We start from the raw sequence: 15,797 nt of genomic DNA, 5'->3' as shown, positions 1-15,797 counted from the left end.
TTCACTCCTGTGCGTTAACCAGCGGGCGCATCCGGTCGCGCAGCTCAGCGATCGCGCGGTTGCCTTTCGCCCGCTCTGTTCGTTTGTAGAGCTTGCCGACCTTGACCCGAACCCGATCCGACCGAGTCCGTTCAACGACGTCCAACGCATCATGGCCTACCCGGCAGGCTTCCTCCATTTCGGCCTGGATAACGCGCGCTTCCGCGAGCCCGAGATGATCCAGCGCGGTGCTGCGGATCCGGTCCGGACGCCGTGATTGCACAGCCAGTTCGATATGGTCGGCCGCTTCACCTGCGAACACAGGCCTCCGGCGCGACATGTCCAACAGACGACCGCCGATCGTTCCCGCCAGCTCCGCCGCATCGAAGTAGTGCACCCAGAAGGGATCGGTTGCAGTCTGCGAGTCCGCGAACCTCTCCTTCGCCTTCTCACATGCACGCCGGAACCCTGATGGGCGTTCGAGCTTGCTCAAGGCCCAAGCCTCACGGGTGTACAGCATTGCCTCCACCGTCGGCGTGAGGGCTCCTGCGCCACGGTCGCGAGCTATCCGGACCAATTCCAGAGCGTCGGCCGCTCCCGCGTCGCCATCGAGACCAAGAAGTTGCCGCGCCATTCCGGCCAGCGCGAACGCACAGAACGCGGGATCGTCCGCGTGGCTCGCTGCGCGGGCAGCGAGCGCGTAGTACTGCTGGGCTGTGGCCTGCTGGCCGGAGTCCCAGCTCATCGTTGCCGCGGTCTCGGCGAGCTGCGCCAGCACACCCCATAGTCGTTTCGCCATTCGCACGGGCTGCCGCTCCCGCAGCATCTCGTTCACTTCTGCCAACTGGCCGACGACTGCCTTGCGCCGTAGCCCGCCGCCGAACTGGTCATCCCAGTCCCGGAATGATCGAGCCACGTTTTCGAGCTGCTCAACCTCTTGCATGCCCAGTCCCATCGGCTTGTCCACCTGCCGTGGAGCATCATCGAAGAACAGCCATTGCTCCACAGTCTCGAGCAGGCCGGCGCCAACCGCGACTCCCAAAATGGTCTGCGTGGCATGGCGCCGATCCATCGTCAGGTCCTTGCGCGTGAGTTCCACTGTCGCAGTGACACAGTCCGCAGAGGGTGAGTTGTTCCAGACCGCACTCGCTGCACTGGTTACCGGATTCTGCGCGCTCAGGCCGATAGCTGCCGCAAACTGCGCCTTCTGTTCGACGGTTGCGCGGGCCAGGGTCGTGTCCATGATCCGGGCAAAGTCTTCGGACAGAGTCACCCAGGCGCCCCGTTGTGCCCACTTCTTGATAGTCGGAACGCCAACTCCGGTGATCTTCGAGAACTTCGACTGAGTTACCCCGAGTGCACGCCGGAGCTCGGTAGCTTCCGCGCCGGTCCACGTAACCTGCATGCCCATATGCTGCCCCTAACGGGAGTCCGGTGGTACGGACATTATCCCAAGGGAGACTGCGGTATACCCCGATCGTCTTCACGCAGACCACGGCGCGCGGCGATTGTGAGGGAGCCGCCCGATGCTCGACTTCTGTGATTGATTCCGAGCCCGGTCGTCCAGCACCCGTCCCAGCAAACCGTGAGGTGACCCATGGGCAAGATCCTGCCGCTTCCTGTCCGCAGGCCCGTTGACCGCGCAGTGGCCCTGGAGTATTGGCACGCCAGTCGGCTCAATGACCGCGCTTTGCTGGAACGGATCGCTGCTGGACTACGCGGGTTACCTGACACCAACCCAACAACCACCCGGGCAGATCCTCCGATTCGTGGACACTCGCAGCCCGACCCGGGGGCTCCATGAACCACTCGACAGCTTTCGGCTGGATCGACTTCGACATCAGCATTGCTCCGGAGTGGGATTGCGCCCAGATCCACCGACTCGCTCATCACCTCGGATACCGCCTCATGTGGCCCGACGAACGGTCGGTGCTCCGAGTGGCCGATCAGGTACGCAACGCCCGGGCCGACCTGGTGATCCTTCCGACGCCCGACCATCTGAGCCCGCTCGAACTCAACGCGGTGATGGATGTGGCCGATGTGGAAGCCGTGGCGCCGCGACTCAGCTTCGCTCGCTGGGCATTCGCGAAGGTGGGCCCATGAGCGCCACGGTGGCGGTTGGTTTCGCCATCGCGGTCGGACTACCGCTGCTGGTGATCGCGGCGACAATCTGGTGGCCGTGATGATCGGAGCACCGAACCACTTCGCGCACGAGCAAAAGTCCGCCGCAACCTACCTCGATGTCGCCGCCAACGACCACGGCGACGAGAAAGGGCTACTCGTACACCGGGCCTTGCGACGCATCGAGTCAACCGAACCGCATATCGTCGAGATCGGCCCGGGTGGTGGCGCTGCCGTCGACTACCTCGCGACGCGGGCAGCCGAGGAGCCACGCCCTGTGCGACTCACACTGGTAGAAGCACCCGGCGTCTCCTCGGTCTCGCTCACGAACGCGATCGGCCGGTTCAACGCGGTCGGGTCGTGCGTGCTGGTGCACGGATGGGCTCGAGACCTCGGGCGAGTGTTGCGTGAGCCGGTCGATGTGATCAGCGCGTCGGCCCTGATGCACGAGGTCTACTCCTACGGTGGCGCCTACTCCGGACTGCACACCTTGATGCGGACACTGCCGACCGTGCTCCATCCCTACGGTTACTTCGTCTACCGCGACGTCTACGCCGTCGCCGCGCCGAGCCTGCACGAGCAGGTCGTTCAGTCCTACAGCTCACAATCCTGGTTGCAGTTCTGGCGCATGTTCGTGCCGCACTACCTGCGGGAGGGAACCCATCCCTATCACCATCACGGCGATGAGGTTGTCGCCCGGCAGAACTCGCGCATCGTGCCCGTAGCCGAACTGGACACCCGGGTGTGCGCGGTGATCGAGGCACCGGTCGGGCTGTTCCGCGAGGTGCAACGGCACTACATCACCTGCCGCGACCATGTCTGGCGTTCCGGGATCCTCGGGTTTCGGCCGGTTCTCGACGGACCACTGTCCGGAGACTGGATCGACTTCCGGACCGGCCACAAACGAGTCCACTACACCCTGACGGAATCGGATCGCATGCCGTCGATACAACGGGCGAACGTCCTCGCAGTGAGTGAAACGTTCGACGATCATCACGTGATCGACGGAGATATCTTCGACGCCGTCAGCGACGTAGCCCTGATGGCATTCATGTCCGCGGCCGAACAGGGCGCCGACGACTGTGTCCGAACCTGGGATTCGTGGTTGACCCGGGAAGGCCGCGAGACCTACGCCTACCTCACCGTCGACGAGCTGCTTTCCGCGTTCGCGGTGCACTCGATCAACGCCCATCCCACCCAAGACCTGGTCTTGATGCCGGTCTCGGCCGATGATGTGTTCACCTGTGACCGCCGCTACTACAACCGATTCCTCACCCACCGCCTATCGAACCCGCTCGTCGACGCAAAGCAGATGGTGCTGTTCCAGAACATCCCACTCAGCGACACCGAAACCCTGCAACGCGCCCTCGGCACCCTGCAAACGATCTGCTCGAAACCGACACTTGCCCGACTGCACACGGCAATTCACTGGAAAGGATGATCTCCCGCATGGACCTGATCGAGGTCGAACGCAAGCGCGAACTCGCCGACAGCGAAACCCTGAGCCGACGCCTCACTGAACTCGGCTACTGCGAAATCAGCTCGCTGACCGAAGTCGACACCTACTACAGCCGGCCCGACGTCGACTACATGGAAACTGTCGAATGCCTGCGCGTACGGCAGCGCGATGGGTCGGCCGAGATCACCTACAAACCACCGTCCAGCACAGCCACCCATTCGGATCACGGCGTAATCGCGAAACAGGAGACCAACGTTCAGCTCGCCGGCCCCGGCGAGGTGGGCGCGGCGAACGCACTACTCACCGCGGTTGGAATGATCGAACTTGTACGAGTCGAGAAGGCACGCACCACCTACCGGCACCCAGACCATCACGACACGGTCGTAAGTATCGATCTCGTCGCCGGTGTCGGCGCCTTCGTCGAAACCGAGGTTCTCGCTACCGACAGCGATGGCGCAGCCGCACATCTCGAGGACATCGAACGGGAGATCGGCATTTCCGCTAACCCGATCGTGCGCCTCCCCTATCGGGATTTGGTAATGCGCGCACAACCAGCAGTATGACGGATGCGGCAAGCAGCGAAAGTGTGCGCTGCGCGCTCGCGCTCTCGCCTTGCACATTCCGCCGGAATTACTCGGATTGGCCGACCTACCCCCACGCACAGTGCGGTTCGCCGCCCCCGCCGCTATCGTCGGCGTCACCCCAGCGCCGGGCGAGGAGACCGAACCCATGCGTCGTCGCACGTTGCTGGCCGGCCTGGCCGGCACCGTCACCGCTCTCGGCGTCACCCCGCCACAGTCGAGGGCGGTAGCGGTATCCGACCCGCTGCGCGTGCTGGAGGGTGCGCTGCTGGCCCCGCCCACTCCCGGCATCCCGGTCGATCTCGAGCAACTCGGCCACCGGATCGCCACCGCGCAGTCGATGTTCGGCCGCGGGCACTACACCGAGCTCGCCGCCGGACTACCCCGGCTGCTGTCGGACGCGACGGCAACCCGCGCCACCGACACCAGCACAGACGATGTCACCGAAGCCGGGACGCTCCTCGCCCGCGCCTACGTGCTGGCGTCCAGGCTGAGTGTCAAGCTCAGCCACGATCAACTCGCCTGGACCACCGCCGACCGCGCGATGCAAGCCGCCGACGGCAGCCACGACCCGCTGACCCGAGTCGCGGCCCACCGGGTATGGGCGATCGTGCTGCGCCGCACCGGATACACCGACTCTGCAACACGGCTGGTCCTCGACACCGCGACCTCGCTACAGCCAGAACTTCACAGAGGCACGGAATATCTTGCGGCGTATGGGTCGCTGCTGTCCACCGCGGCATACACCGCCGAGGTCGACGGCGATCGCGAGTCCGCCCGAACGCTGGTCACAGAGGCCTCACGCACCGCGACCCGGCTAGGCCACGAGCGTCCACGTTCCGCCGCCGGATTCGGATCCGGCACCGTCGGGCTGTACCAGGTCAGTATCTCCAGAGTCCTCGGCGACTCCGGTGCAGCGATCGACGCGGCACGCCGGATCGATCCCGCAGCAATTCCGCTGGCCGAGAGCCGCTCCCGCTACTGGTCCGACGTAGCCCGCGCGTTCCACCAGTGGGGCAAACCCGAACATTGCTACCGAGCGCTGTGTGCTGCCGAACAAGCTGCTCCCGACGAAGTCCGCTACCGCAAACCTATCCAGAAGATCACCGCAGACCTGCTGCAACATTCGCAGGCCGAGACACTGCCGGGCCTACTGGCCTTCGCCGAGCGCACCGGCACGCACACGTAATTGCCCGGCTGATCCACACGCCGCTGCCCATCACTGCTCGGACGTCTGCGGCGTCGAAATGCTGCACCAGTGACCTCTGCCGACCCGGCGGGCTTGGTTCCTGTTCCTTGGTCAGAGGCAGTGCGACGTTCGATTGAAAGTCGGCGCGATCGGATCGTCGCGCCACGGGGTCGGCCCCTGCCAGGTCGCCACATCCCGCAGCTAGCGCGAGAACAGCGCCCGTACTGCTGTGCACCGGCATACCGAGCGGAAGCGTAGCGGTTTCCTACTACTGCTGTCTCTGGGACCGCGAAGGCCGGTCGATGACGCTTGATCCAGCCCCGGCGCCGGGTGCATGCCATGACACACCACCCAGGAGGCACTTTGCGCGAACGACCACCTCTGCCCAAGCGACCGGCGCGAAACCGGGCAATGGAAGCGACCGTCCGGCTGTGGCGCGACCAATACTGCATCGATACAGCAACATTGGAACGAGTGGCGGCCGGGCTCCGTGCGAGCCGAGATATCCCGGAACCCGCCACCGACGCCGATATCGCGCCATGAGCCCCTCGATCGCGTTCGGCTGGATCAGCCACGACATCATCCGAGCACCCGAGACCGACCGCGACCACGTACACCGCCTCGCCGACCGACTCGGCTACTACCTCGTATGGCCCGGCGAACACTCGGTGCTACGCGTGGCCGACCAGGTACGCAACGCCGGCGCCGACCTGGTGATCCTGCCGGCACCCGACCACCTCGGCCCGCACGAACTCGACGCCGTACTGGACGTCGCCGATGTGGAAACCGTGCTACCGCGTCTCAGCTTCCCACGCTGGACCTCCACGCAGGACACACCGTGAGCGCCCTGGTAGTGGCCGGTTACGCCATCGCGATCGGACTACCGCTGCTGGTGATCGCGGCAACGATTTGGTGGCCCTGATCGTCGCATCATGAATGGGCCGCCGACAGTAGCACCTGGGTGCAACGGCGCAGCCCGCTGTCGGAAACAGCCACCTCACGCCGCGGGGTCGGTCGGCATCTTCAGCAGATGCCCACCTTCCCGCCCAACGCGGAAACCTACGCGGCGAGGGCTTCGACCGAAGCCCGGCGTCGTATCCCCGGTAAGTCGGATTAGGCTGCTCACTATTCCGGGTTTAGTATAAAACTAGGAATAGGAGCGGTTACATTCCGAGTTTCGGAGGAGCTATGGCAGACGCAGGCTGGCCCCCGCACAAGCGCCGTGTGGTCCCGTGGCACCAGCAGTTCAGGGGCGGGACCCGTGACGACCGAACGATGCGAGAAGTCGAGGTCAGCCTCCCCCCATTCATCGCAGACTCCGACGTTCGACTGCCCTCGCGCCTCTCCGCCGACATGGAAGCAGCGTTACAGGAAATCACCGCACTCGACGCCGAGCACCCAGCCATACTCGGCGCTCTCGGGACTCTACTGCTGCGCACCGAGTGCGTTGCCTCCTCTCGGATCGAGGAGATCGACGCCGCGGTCGACGACTATGCGCGAGCGCTACACGGCGTGAAAGCCAACCCATCGGCCACGTTGATGGTCGCCGCGACTACGGCCACCGACGTACTTCTGACCGAGGTCACCGCCACCCGGAGAATCGAACTGGCCGACCTGACGGCAGCCCACCGCGAACTGATGCGGGACGACCCGACGGACGGCGACTACGCCGGACGCGTCCGCGACCTGCAGAACTGGATCGGCGGCAGCAAGTACTCACCACGCGAGGCCCTCTACGTTCCTCCGCCGCCGGAAACCGTCGACGAATACCTACAAGACCTCATCCGGTACGCCAACCGGGACGACATCCCCGCACTGGCCCAAGCTGCGATCGCTCATGCCCAGTTCGAGTCCATCCACCCGTTCACCGATGGCAACGGCCGTATCGGTCGAGCACTCATCAACAGTGTGCTGCGGCGGCGAGCTGTGACGAACACCGTTGTGGTCCCGTTGGCTTCGGCGCTCGTAGCCCACCGGGACCGCTACTTCGACGATCTCGCTGCCTACCGAAGCGGCGACCCGGAACCACTGATGCACTCGTTCACAGCCGGTTCACGCATCGCCGCCTCTCAATCCCGCAGGACCGCACGCTATCTGGCCGCCATTCCGGAGCAGTGGCGCGAGTCGACCGGTCCGGTACGCAGCCACAGTGCAGCCGCCAAGATCCTGGCGTCGTTGATCTCCATGCCGGTCATCACCGCGGAAGACGTCTCGGACCGGCTCCGGCTCAGCACGAGTAGTGCTTACGCCGCTATCGATCGGCTGAACGAGGCCGGAGTGCTGCGCCCCCTGACGAATCGGAAGAGGGAACAGGTATGGGGCGCCGGTCTCGTCCTCGACGAACTGGACGCACTCGGCGCACGAATCAAGAAGGCGGCAACCTGAGCCGTTGCTTGCGCGACTCCGGCGAGGTGGTCCGGCGCGGCGTCGGCGCCAGCGATGAGAGCGTCTCTCACACTTCGATATGCGGCCCTTCGCACCGGGTCGGCGGCGATGCGGCAGAATGCTACCTACACGTCGGCCGTCAGCACGTAACACTGCTGAGCATTTGCTGATACCAGTGAGCGAGCCCTCTTCCACCCAGTAAATGGAGCAGAATAGATGCGTTCTACGATCCGCAACGGGCTTGTCGCCGCCGCGATCACCGCTGCGGGACTCACTGCGCTCACCCCGTCCGCCGCCGCCCAGCCCTCCATGTAGAACCCGGTGATCACGCCGTGCAGCCACCTGTTCCGCACACCACTCGAGGCACCGCGCCCCGGCACCGACGTCTATTGGAGCCCGTTCGGCACCGCCGACATCGTCTGCTTCGATGCCGACATGGGAGGGTTCAGCTTCTACCAGCGCGATCCATGGGGCGGCTGGCACAGAATGAACGAACTGAGGCCCGGCCACTTCTTCTATGAGGTGGCCACCTCGACCGTGCCCGACCAGGCCACCTGGGGCTGAAACTCCGAGCGCGCGTTCCGCATTCGTGGGATAAGGCTGCCGGTCACGCGAAATCATCGATCGGCGGCCACGGCGCTTGCGCGACGGCGACCGGAGTCGGATCGGTCATCGCCCTGACTCGACGGTGCAGATGCGATCCGTCGGCATAGCCGACCTCACCGGCAGCAGCCGGCTCACACTGCCGACCTTACCGGCACCGAATTCCCGGTACAGGTCGGCGGTCCACGCACAGACCGAACCGGCGCATTCGGCTACCCCGTAACCCCCACGCCGAATCGGCGTTCGAACTCCACGCGTAGATCCGGTCTCCTCGGTGATGTTCATGTGCCCGGTCACAGCGACCCGCATTTTCACTCCTGTGCGTTGACCATCGGGCGCATCCGGTCGCGCAGTTCAGCGATCGCGAGTCTGCCTTTCGCCCGCTTGTTCGGTCGTAGAGCTTGCCGACCTCGACCCGGCGCCGACCTGACTGGGTCCGTTCAACGCGCGGCCGGGAGCTTCGACCGTCGCGACCTCGCCATGCTCGATTTGCGACGCCCGCCCGGGGCCTCCCATGATCTCGGCCAACCCCGCCTGCGTGAATCCCAGCCGCTTCCGCTCCTCGGCAAGCTGGTAGCCCCACTGCTCGGCCATGATCGACCGACGGCGACGCGCGGCCTCCTCCTCACCCACGCGGCGGCGATAGCCTTCACGATCCCATTTGGAGAAGCTACTCATCGCTCTTCCTCCTCCTCTGCCCGTTCCTTCAGATACACCGCATACAGCTCTCCGCACGAGGAATCGCCTGCTCATACCAGCTCTTCCACTGCTCGGTCTTGTCGCCCTTCCCGGCGGAGCCACACGGGACAAACGGGGAATTTCGGTGAGCGTCAGTGGGGAGATTCAGCGAGCGCCGTCAGCGGTTCTCGATTCCGCCCAGATCGGCGCCGGCTGCATTCTGCATACCGACCGCGGTTCTCAATTTCGATCCCGGCGTTTCGTTCACGCCTAGAACCGGCACCGGATGGCCGGGTCGGTGCGGCCGGGGACAACGCGGCCATAGAAAGCTTCTTCAGCCTGCTGCAACGCAATGTTTTGGACCGACAGCGGTGGGACACCCGTGATCAGTTGCGGATCGCGATCGTGACCTGGATCGAACGCACCTACCACCGCCGTCGCCGCCAAACCCGGCTCGGCCGGTTGACCCCGGTCGAATACGAAGCGATCATGACCGCAGCAGCAGCCGGTCAGGCTGCCTAACCACTGTCACCTGATCGTGCAGCAGCCCCATATCCTCGCGGGTGTCGGCGCCTTCGTCGAAACCGAGATTCTCACCACCAACAGCGAGAAAGCGGCTACACAGCTCGAGGGCATCGAACAGGCGATCGGTGTTTCCACTTACCCGATCGTGTGCCTTCCTTACCGAGACCTCGTAGTACACGCACAACCAGCAGTATGAACGATGTGGCAGGGAGCGGATTGTGTGCTGTGTACCCTCGCTCTCGTCTTGCGCATTCCGCCGGAACTGCTCGCATCGGCCAACTCACCGCTACGCACAGTGCGGCTCGCCGCCCACGCTGGCGGCTCCGCGCCAGGTGGCGATGATCCCGACTTCGCCACCGACGCCGATATCGCGCCATGAGCCCCTCGATCGCGTTCGGCTGGATCAACCACGACATCATCCGCGCACCCGAGACCGACCGCGACCGCGTACACCGCCTCGCCTACCGACTCGGCTACCGGCCACCTCCACCCCCCGGGGCGGGTCTGGTTGTCAGATGTTCAGGAACTCGAGATGGACGATACGAGTTTGCGCGTCACGCTCGTCGACCAGAACCTTACGGAAAACAAGACTTCCCGACGGAGAAGTGATGTGATCCCGGGCGTAGAGAAGTTTCGGCGAAGAGTTCGGATCAGGACCGGCGATCGTCGAAATGGACAGCGCGTGCCCGGGCCCGAGCGGGGTGGAATACCCGGAGTTCTCCAGCATCCACACCAGATCCGGCGGCGTCATCTCGACGGCCAGCCGGAACCGCGGCTCCCGTCCGGCCTCCTTCTTCACCAGCAGAACCTTCCGGTTCACCGGAAGAGTCCACCCACCGTATTCGGTCGCCTCACGGATGAGCTCCGGGCCGGTACCGGTTTCGGTATCTGCCTCCACCGCACGATCGACGGGCTCGGCACATCCCACGCCCGCCAGCGAAACGAGCATCAGCAGACCGACGAACAGGACACGCAACGACGCCCGGAGAACCCGCAGCGACCGACTCTCATCGGGTGGGGTCGGTGCGGTCGCCCTTCCGGCTGTCCGGGGGGTCCGGAAAATCGATAGCGCCATTGGTGGGTACAACCCCCTCGTAGTGTTGGACCGACGATGTCCCGAACATATTGAATTCCTGGGCATACCCCGCGGTGTGCAGGCCGCCCATCCGCTTGTCACTGATGTCGAAGCCGAGTAGTTCGACCCCTTTCGGACTGGGCCCGGAACTGTCCCAGTTGTAGCGGTCGAAGACGTAGCACTTGTAATCGACTACGACGGACGGCTGCCCCCCGTCGCTTTCCGGAGCCCGGACCGTGACTACGCCACTCGCGGTGAAGTGCACTGCGTTCACCGCAAAGTACCAGTCCCCCTGCATGTCCTGATCGAAGGTGTGGTCCTCGGTCCACGGCTGTTGGAATGTGACGGTTCTCCCGTGGTTCGCCGGATCAAAAGCGATTTGTTGCACAGTGAGAGTGACGAAACTGTCGACGCGCCGCTTCATGATCGGATCGTCGGTCATCATCTCGTCCGGGCTGATGGTCAGATCCTTACCGCTGTTGCCGAGATAGTGGCGGAGGTTCCGAGCCGCGTTCGTCCATCCCGCGGCATCCGCCGCGACCGCTCCTCCGAGAGCGACCTTCGCGAATGCGGCGTCGTCCGCTCGGCTGTACCAGGGCTGCGAACCGTGTGCCCCCTGCCCGGGATCTGTCGGCGGCAAGGGCATCGCCATTCCCGGGATCTCCGGTGCCATCAGAACACCGTCCCGACGTTTGTCAGCATGGCTCAACCTGCGGATGCATTGCTTTCCTCCCACCACACGTTGTCGCCGAACCCGTACTTCGCGACGCCCGGGTCGACCACGACTTTCTCCGGCACCGCGAAATCGACCGGGTTGTACACCGGAGCCTTCCGCCCAGGGGCGTAGTCCACGGCGCCGGAGATCCTCTCCAGCATCGTTGTGATGGTCGTATGCCGAGATTCGGCGGCCCTTCTCACCCCATCGAGCGCCGACCGAATCTCGGTCCTCAACGATTCCGGCATCGGGTTGCCGACCAGCGACGCCCACACACCGAGCGGAAACGACGCCTCCTGATGGCTGATCGGCTTCAGCACCAGATCACTCAGGCCGACAGCCTGGTTGAAGACCAGCCGTTCCAGTATGAGCGCACCGTTCTCGACGATCTTCGCGACAGCATCGAGATCGATACTTCTGTCGGCCATTGTCCGCGCCGCGGTGCCGGTGCCGGCCCCGAACGCCTGTGCGGCGTCACCGGTCCAACTGCTCTGCAGCCATCTTGCGCCGTTGACAAGGTTCTCCGAGGCGACATAGTCATTGATGCCGAGCCAGCCGATCCGCTGGCCGATCGCCTGCAATGCCTCCCAGTCCGCAACCAGCGGTGCGAGGTAGTCCGCGACGGGCTTCAGACCGATCGCCGCGGCGAAATTGTCGTCGTAGACCTGTATCTGGTCGATCGCCGCGGTTACGACCTGGCGGACGGCGTACTTGATCTCCGGAACGTCCGGAAAGCTGGGCAGTTGCAGGCCACTGAATCTGTTGACGCCCTGTTCCGGTCCGGCCGAGTCGGCGGCGCCCGAAACGCCGGGCAGACCATTCGACGCTGTGGAGACCGCGTTCGCCGTGGCACCATCTGTCGTCTGATAGGTGGCCGCTGTCGAAGAGAGGTCCGTTCGGAATGTCTCGACGGTTGTGAGATCTGTTCGCTGGGCAGTAGAGATCGCTGTCTGAAACTTCTCGAATGACGGCGTCAGCGTGGCCATCAGCCCCGTCGTGTCGGCCGGAAGGACCGTCCCGGGTAGAAACCGGGAAGCGTTCGAGATGAGGTTCGCTCCCAGATCGGTGAGATCCAATCCGAACCCGGCAAGGGCTGCCAGATCGACCGTTACATCAGTCACAACATCTCCCCCGCGCGTGCACACGACCTCACGCGCACCCATCGCTTCCGACCGGAACAGTCATATGACATGCGGGACATGCTGCCGTACAGATGCATCGAATCCCCCAAGCCTCGAGACGAGGATACCTCGTAGACAGGTGAACGGAACCCCCAGCGCAACTCCCGCCCGGACGACCCAGTCAGGGGCGCCACCTTCATCTACCGGATCACGTCGGGCGAGCAACTTCCGCTCCACCTGCCGGTCGGGCAGGACGCGCTCGACCGTCCGTCGTGATCAACGAACGCGTCGAACGCGAGATCACGCCACGCTCTGATGCCGCGGCCGTCCCCCGCAAGAGCGAACGCACAGAACGCGGTATCGTCCGCGTGGCTCGCGTGCGGGCAGCGAGTGCGTAGTACTGCTGGGCTGTCGGGCAATCGAAGCGGCCATCCGGATGTGGCGCGATCGATACACCGTCGAGACAGACGCAGCTCGACCCGGTACTGAGTATTGCCGACGTCGAGACAGTGCTACCGCGGCATCTCCCAGCGCTGGCATTCGAATAATCGCCGCGGTGCCGAACTCTCCCTGGACGGTCACGGCCATCGCTGCACCGACGAACCCTGGCTCCACCATGGCGCAGGCGCGGTCGGTGGACTCGCCGCCCGCCTCGACCCGAGCGTTCAGCCACCCGCAGGTCGCGGTCAGCTGAAGACGGTGAGGATCTCCAGCGCGCCGAAGATACCGATGAACCACTGCTTGATCAACTGCCCCAGCGTTGGATAGCTGCCGTCCTCGCGCCGCAACCGGAGCCCGAAAACGAGTTTGCCGAGCGTGGTCCGGATCAGCCTCTGGATGAATGTGCGATGCATGAACGAGGCGGCGATAGCGGCGAGTACTCCCGACATGATCGGATTCCACGGTGGCTCGGGGGAATGCTCGAAGCTGTACCACACCGCCACACCCACCGCGATGTGCAACAGCATGTCCACGATCAGGGCCATTGTGACCAGCGTGTACCGCAGCTCTTTCGATGTGTAGGGGTTCGACGTCCTGCCCACCATGAGTTCGTCCGAGGGCTTCGGGGTGCTGGGGGCGGGTCGGGCGCCGGTTCTGCCGCCGGCACGGATCTTGTGCCGCATGGGGTTCGGTTCGGGCTTGCTTAGTCCTACAGCTGGGCGTTCGGCTCCCGCGTTGCCTGGGTGATATGGCGCAGTGTTCGATTCGTCAGAGCGCAAGACTGGAACTCCTACTGTCCGAGAGGGGTTGCGGGAAGGTCACCGACATCGCCATATCGAGAACCATCCGGCGGTATTGCGGCCCGGCGTCGGCGTCCGCGGTCGAGAACTCGACCACGGCGATCGCGGTGCCGTCCTCGGACGGCACCGTTGCCTCGATTCGGAACACCTCCGGACCGTCTCCGGCGGCCGGGTAGCTCGAGACAGCCGGCGCCGCATGCTTTTCGGTCCACTCGAAGTAGAGGACCGGGACGATCGGTGCTTCCACCACCACGAGTGTGCCCCGTGACTTCGCGTCGGCCTTGGCGTTGATCAGCTCACTGAGCACCAGCCTCGGGTTGCGTTCCTCTCCGAAATCGAACGAGGAAACGGTCAGCCAGGAGACGGCCACCCGCTCGGCTTCAGCATCTGCGGTGCGGTGCAGACCTATGCCGGTGTACAGAGCGTTGTTCGCGGCCAGCGTGGCCAGCAGGAAGTGCAGTCTTCCCAGCACATTCGGTACATCGTCGCGAAGTTCGTCGGGAACGGACTCGGTGATCACCGGGCCCACAATCGGCAGGAGAGTGTCCAGGTCGCCGAGCGGAATCTCGTTGTATCCGGGCGGAATCTCGATACCGACCGCCGGAGCGGGGCGTAGCTTGTCGTTCGGCACGGCGGGCTGCTACTCCTCCCCGCCGAGCCCGGCCAGTTTGGACACCGACGAGCCGGCCCTGGTGAGTATCGCCATGGCCGGTGCGGCGCTGGGCAACGGGGAAGTGCCGCCCAGATCGGCCGCTTGCAGCACTTTGTAGGTCGAGGCGAGCGCCGGATTGGCCTGCGCCGCGGCGCTGAGACCCGAATCGACCGGATTTGCGAGAGCTTTCATGAAGATGCCGGGATCGTGCGCACCCGCTGTCCACGTGTTGAGCATTCCCCCCAACCGCCCGACATCGTCGGCCCCTCGGATGCCGACCCAGGCGGCCTTGCCCGCGGCGCTGGCGCCGGGAACGACGCTGAGCGCGTCACCACCCACGGTCAGCCATGCCTTCGGGTCACCGGACATGAGACCTTCCCGCACCTCCGGGTCGGTGAAATCCAGGGCGAGCGCTCCGGCACCCGCGGCCAGTGACACTCCCAGTGCGATCGCGGAAACCGGCGGAGGCGTGACCAGCGCGAGCAGACCGGCGACGGCCGCGGTGGTGGAGAGTGCGGTGTGGATACCCTCGCGGTGCTCGTCGATCCAGTCGCCGATGGCCCCGATCGCATCCTTGATCCGGTCCCAGATGCTCTTATCCGGCTCGCTCGGCGCGAAATCCTTCGCCGCGGCATCCAGTTCGGAAGCGATCCGCTTGGCCACATTCTCGTGTTCGGTGGCGAGATCGCGGACCCGGGCGGCGATCGAATCCTGGACCCCCAGCCAATTGTTCAGCGCGGTGTTGGCCGCATTCACCCGTGCGGTGGCCGCATTGAGCCGGTTCTGTGCTGCCTGCAGTGCGGCCGGGTCGTCGAACTGCTGGTTCGCGAGGCCGAGATCGGGGTTGGCATTTGCCTGCTGAACTTCGGTGACGGCCTTGTTCACCTCACCGGCCGCCGCCGCGGCTTCCTGATCGAGGGCTTTCGCCTGATCGCGAAACCCGACGAGGGCCGTGTTCCACTCCCCGAGAACCGTGACCGCACGCTCCAGCGAACTCTGGGCATAACCCAGATCCTGGGCAAGAGTGGCATCGAAGTGGCTCCGGAACGCGTCGCCCGCCTCCCCGCGCCAGACTTCGTCGTTGCTGCTACGCAGGCGGGCCAGCAGATCGTTGGTTTCACGGACCGCGTCGGCGGCCGTCTCGACCTGGTTACTCAGGCCGGTGACATCGTCGGGTACGCCGGGTACCGGGTTGTAGCCGAGATGCGGATAGGGGTTGTCCGTCACGGCTGCCCTTGTTCATCGGTGGTAACGGGCGTTCCGTTGACCTGGCCGAGGGCGGCAGCCGTCGCATTGTCGGCAACCTGGTAGGCGGCGAGGCATTGGTCCACGCCGTCCGCGGTGGTCCGGGAGAGCTCCCCGATGCGCTGCACCCCGAAACGCCACCGCCGCTGGAAACTGTCCGCGGCGTCGTCGAGCGTCTGGGTGCCGATGCTCGCGGCGCCCACATCGGCCATCGCTTTGAGAGGCGTC

The 15,797-nt window shown here is 64.8% G+C and carries 18 protein-coding genes and 1 pseudogene; 9 read left to right on the top strand and 10 right to left on the bottom strand.

From position 1 onward, the window contains the following. Nucleotide 1: 1 nt before the first annotated feature. Nucleotides 2-1,390: a hypothetical protein gene (locus tag ACWCPQ_RS17460; RefSeq protein WP_449899844.1), complete on the bottom strand. Its 1,389-nt coding sequence runs from the start codon at nucleotides 1,388-1,390 to the stop codon at nucleotides 2-4. 389 nt (nucleotides 1,391-1,779) lie between these two features. Between ACWCPQ_RS17460 and ACWCPQ_RS17455 the strand changes: the two genes are divergently transcribed. The 7 genes from ACWCPQ_RS17455 (at nucleotide 1,780) to ACWCPQ_RS17425 (ending at nucleotide 8,278) form a co-directional block, all read left to right on the top strand. Beyond that, the gene (locus ACWCPQ_RS17455) at nucleotides 1,780-2,082 is read left to right on the top strand and encodes a hypothetical protein (RefSeq protein WP_449899841.1); all 303 of its coding nucleotides are present in this window, start codon (nucleotides 1,780-1,782) and stop codon (nucleotides 2,080-2,082) included. Nucleotides 2,083-2,161: 79 nt separating this feature from the next. Beyond that, on the top strand, nucleotides 2,162-3,541 hold the full coding sequence (locus tag ACWCPQ_RS17450; protein WP_449899839.1) for a hypothetical protein: 1,380 nt from the start codon (nucleotides 2,162-2,164) through the stop codon (nucleotides 3,539-3,541). Between the two features lie 8 nt (nucleotides 3,542-3,549). Further along, on the top strand, nucleotides 3,550-4,122 hold the full coding sequence (cyaB, locus tag ACWCPQ_RS17445) for a class IV adenylate cyclase (RefSeq protein WP_449899836.1): 573 nt from the start codon (nucleotides 3,550-3,552) through the stop codon (nucleotides 4,120-4,122). 166 nt (nucleotides 4,123-4,288) lie between these two features. After that, entirely contained in the window at nucleotides 4,289-5,329 is a 1,041-nt protein-coding gene (locus tag ACWCPQ_RS17440) for a hypothetical protein (RefSeq protein ID WP_449899834.1), read from the top strand. 539 nt (nucleotides 5,330-5,868) lie between these two features. After that, a complete protein-coding gene (locus ACWCPQ_RS17435; RefSeq protein WP_449899832.1) occupies nucleotides 5,869-6,171 on the top strand; it encodes a hypothetical protein in 303 nt (100 codons plus the stop codon). 511 nt (nucleotides 6,172-6,682) lie between these two features. Further along, nucleotides 6,683-7,714, top strand: coding sequence for a Fic family protein (locus tag ACWCPQ_RS17430; protein ID WP_449899830.1), 1,032 nt, complete (start codon nucleotides 6,683-6,685; stop codon nucleotides 7,712-7,714). 321 nt (nucleotides 7,715-8,035) lie between these two features. Beyond that, complete coding sequence (locus ACWCPQ_RS17425) at nucleotides 8,036-8,278, top strand: hypothetical protein (RefSeq protein ID WP_449899828.1); 243 nt, start codon at nucleotides 8,036-8,038, stop codon at nucleotides 8,276-8,278. A 393-nt stretch (nucleotides 8,279-8,671) separates the two neighbouring features. Here ACWCPQ_RS17425 and ACWCPQ_RS17420 read toward each other — a convergent pair whose 3' ends face one another. Continuing rightward, nucleotides 8,672-8,995, bottom strand: coding sequence for a hypothetical protein (locus ACWCPQ_RS17420; RefSeq protein ID WP_449899826.1), 324 nt, complete (start codon nucleotides 8,993-8,995; stop codon nucleotides 8,672-8,674). A gap of 217 nt (nucleotides 8,996-9,212) precedes the next feature. Between ACWCPQ_RS17420 and ACWCPQ_RS17415 the strand changes: the two are divergent. Then, a pseudogene (locus ACWCPQ_RS17415) lies at nucleotides 9,213-9,517 on the top strand (IS3 family transposase); the annotation flags it as partial. Here ACWCPQ_RS17415 and ACWCPQ_RS17410 read toward each other — a convergent pair. After that, nucleotides 9,483-9,698 carry a hypothetical protein gene (locus tag ACWCPQ_RS17410; RefSeq protein WP_449899902.1) on the bottom strand — a complete coding sequence of 72 codons (216 nt, stop codon included), beginning with the start codon at nucleotides 9,696-9,698 and terminating at the stop codon, nucleotides 9,483-9,485. The pseudogene ACWCPQ_RS17415 and the gene ACWCPQ_RS17410 overlap by 35 nt on opposite strands. Nucleotides 9,699-9,740: 42 nt before the next feature. Between ACWCPQ_RS17410 and ACWCPQ_RS17405 the strand changes: the two genes are divergently transcribed. Next, nucleotides 9,741-9,899, top strand: a complete 159-nt coding sequence (locus ACWCPQ_RS17405) for a hypothetical protein (protein WP_449899824.1) — start codon at nucleotides 9,741-9,743, stop codon at nucleotides 9,897-9,899. Nucleotides 9,900-10,031: 132 nt separating this feature from the next. Here the strand turns inward: ACWCPQ_RS17405 and ACWCPQ_RS17400 are convergent, their stop codons facing one another. The 7 genes from ACWCPQ_RS17400 to ACWCPQ_RS17370 all read right to left on the bottom strand — a co-directional run bounded on the left by ACWCPQ_RS17400 (nucleotide 10,032) and on the right by ACWCPQ_RS17370 (nucleotide 15,781). Beyond that, nucleotides 10,032-10,496 (bottom strand): hypothetical protein, encoded by a 465-nt coding sequence (locus ACWCPQ_RS17400; protein WP_449899821.1) that lies wholly within the window; start codon nucleotides 10,494-10,496, stop codon nucleotides 10,032-10,034. Nucleotides 10,497-10,527: 31 nt separating this feature from the next. Continuing rightward, nucleotides 10,528-11,268, bottom strand: a complete 741-nt coding sequence (locus tag ACWCPQ_RS17395) for a hypothetical protein (RefSeq protein WP_449899818.1) — start codon at nucleotides 11,266-11,268, stop codon at nucleotides 10,528-10,530. 32 nt (nucleotides 11,269-11,300) lie between these two features. Then, nucleotides 11,301-12,431, bottom strand: a complete 1,131-nt coding sequence (locus ACWCPQ_RS17390; protein WP_449899816.1) for a hypothetical protein — start codon at nucleotides 12,429-12,431, stop codon at nucleotides 11,301-11,303. A 686-nt stretch (nucleotides 12,432-13,117) separates the two neighbouring features. Next, on the bottom strand, nucleotides 13,118-13,477 hold the full coding sequence (locus ACWCPQ_RS17385) for an RDD family protein (protein ID WP_449899814.1): 360 nt from the start codon (nucleotides 13,475-13,477) through the stop codon (nucleotides 13,118-13,120). Nucleotides 13,478-13,640: 163 nt separating this feature from the next. Further along, the gene (locus ACWCPQ_RS17380) at nucleotides 13,641-14,303 is read right to left on the bottom strand and encodes a hypothetical protein (protein WP_449899812.1); all 663 of its coding nucleotides are present in this window, start codon (nucleotides 14,301-14,303) and stop codon (nucleotides 13,641-13,643) included. A gap of 9 nt (nucleotides 14,304-14,312) precedes the next feature. Next, entirely contained in the window at nucleotides 14,313-15,551 is a 1,239-nt protein-coding gene (locus tag ACWCPQ_RS17375) for a hypothetical protein (RefSeq protein ID WP_449899810.1), read from the bottom strand. Continuing rightward, nucleotides 15,548-15,781, bottom strand: coding sequence for a hypothetical protein (locus tag ACWCPQ_RS17370; protein ID WP_449899807.1), 234 nt, complete (start codon nucleotides 15,779-15,781; stop codon nucleotides 15,548-15,550). Before ACWCPQ_RS17370 ends, ACWCPQ_RS17375 begins: the two co-directional genes overlap by 4 nt. Between the last annotated feature and the right edge of the window lie 16 nt (nucleotides 15,782-15,797).

This window comes from Nocardia sp. NPDC001965 (assembly GCF_053594175.1).
The sequence above is the reverse complement of the archived record's forward strand: the minus strand, read 5'-3'. Positions and strand labels throughout refer to the sequence as shown.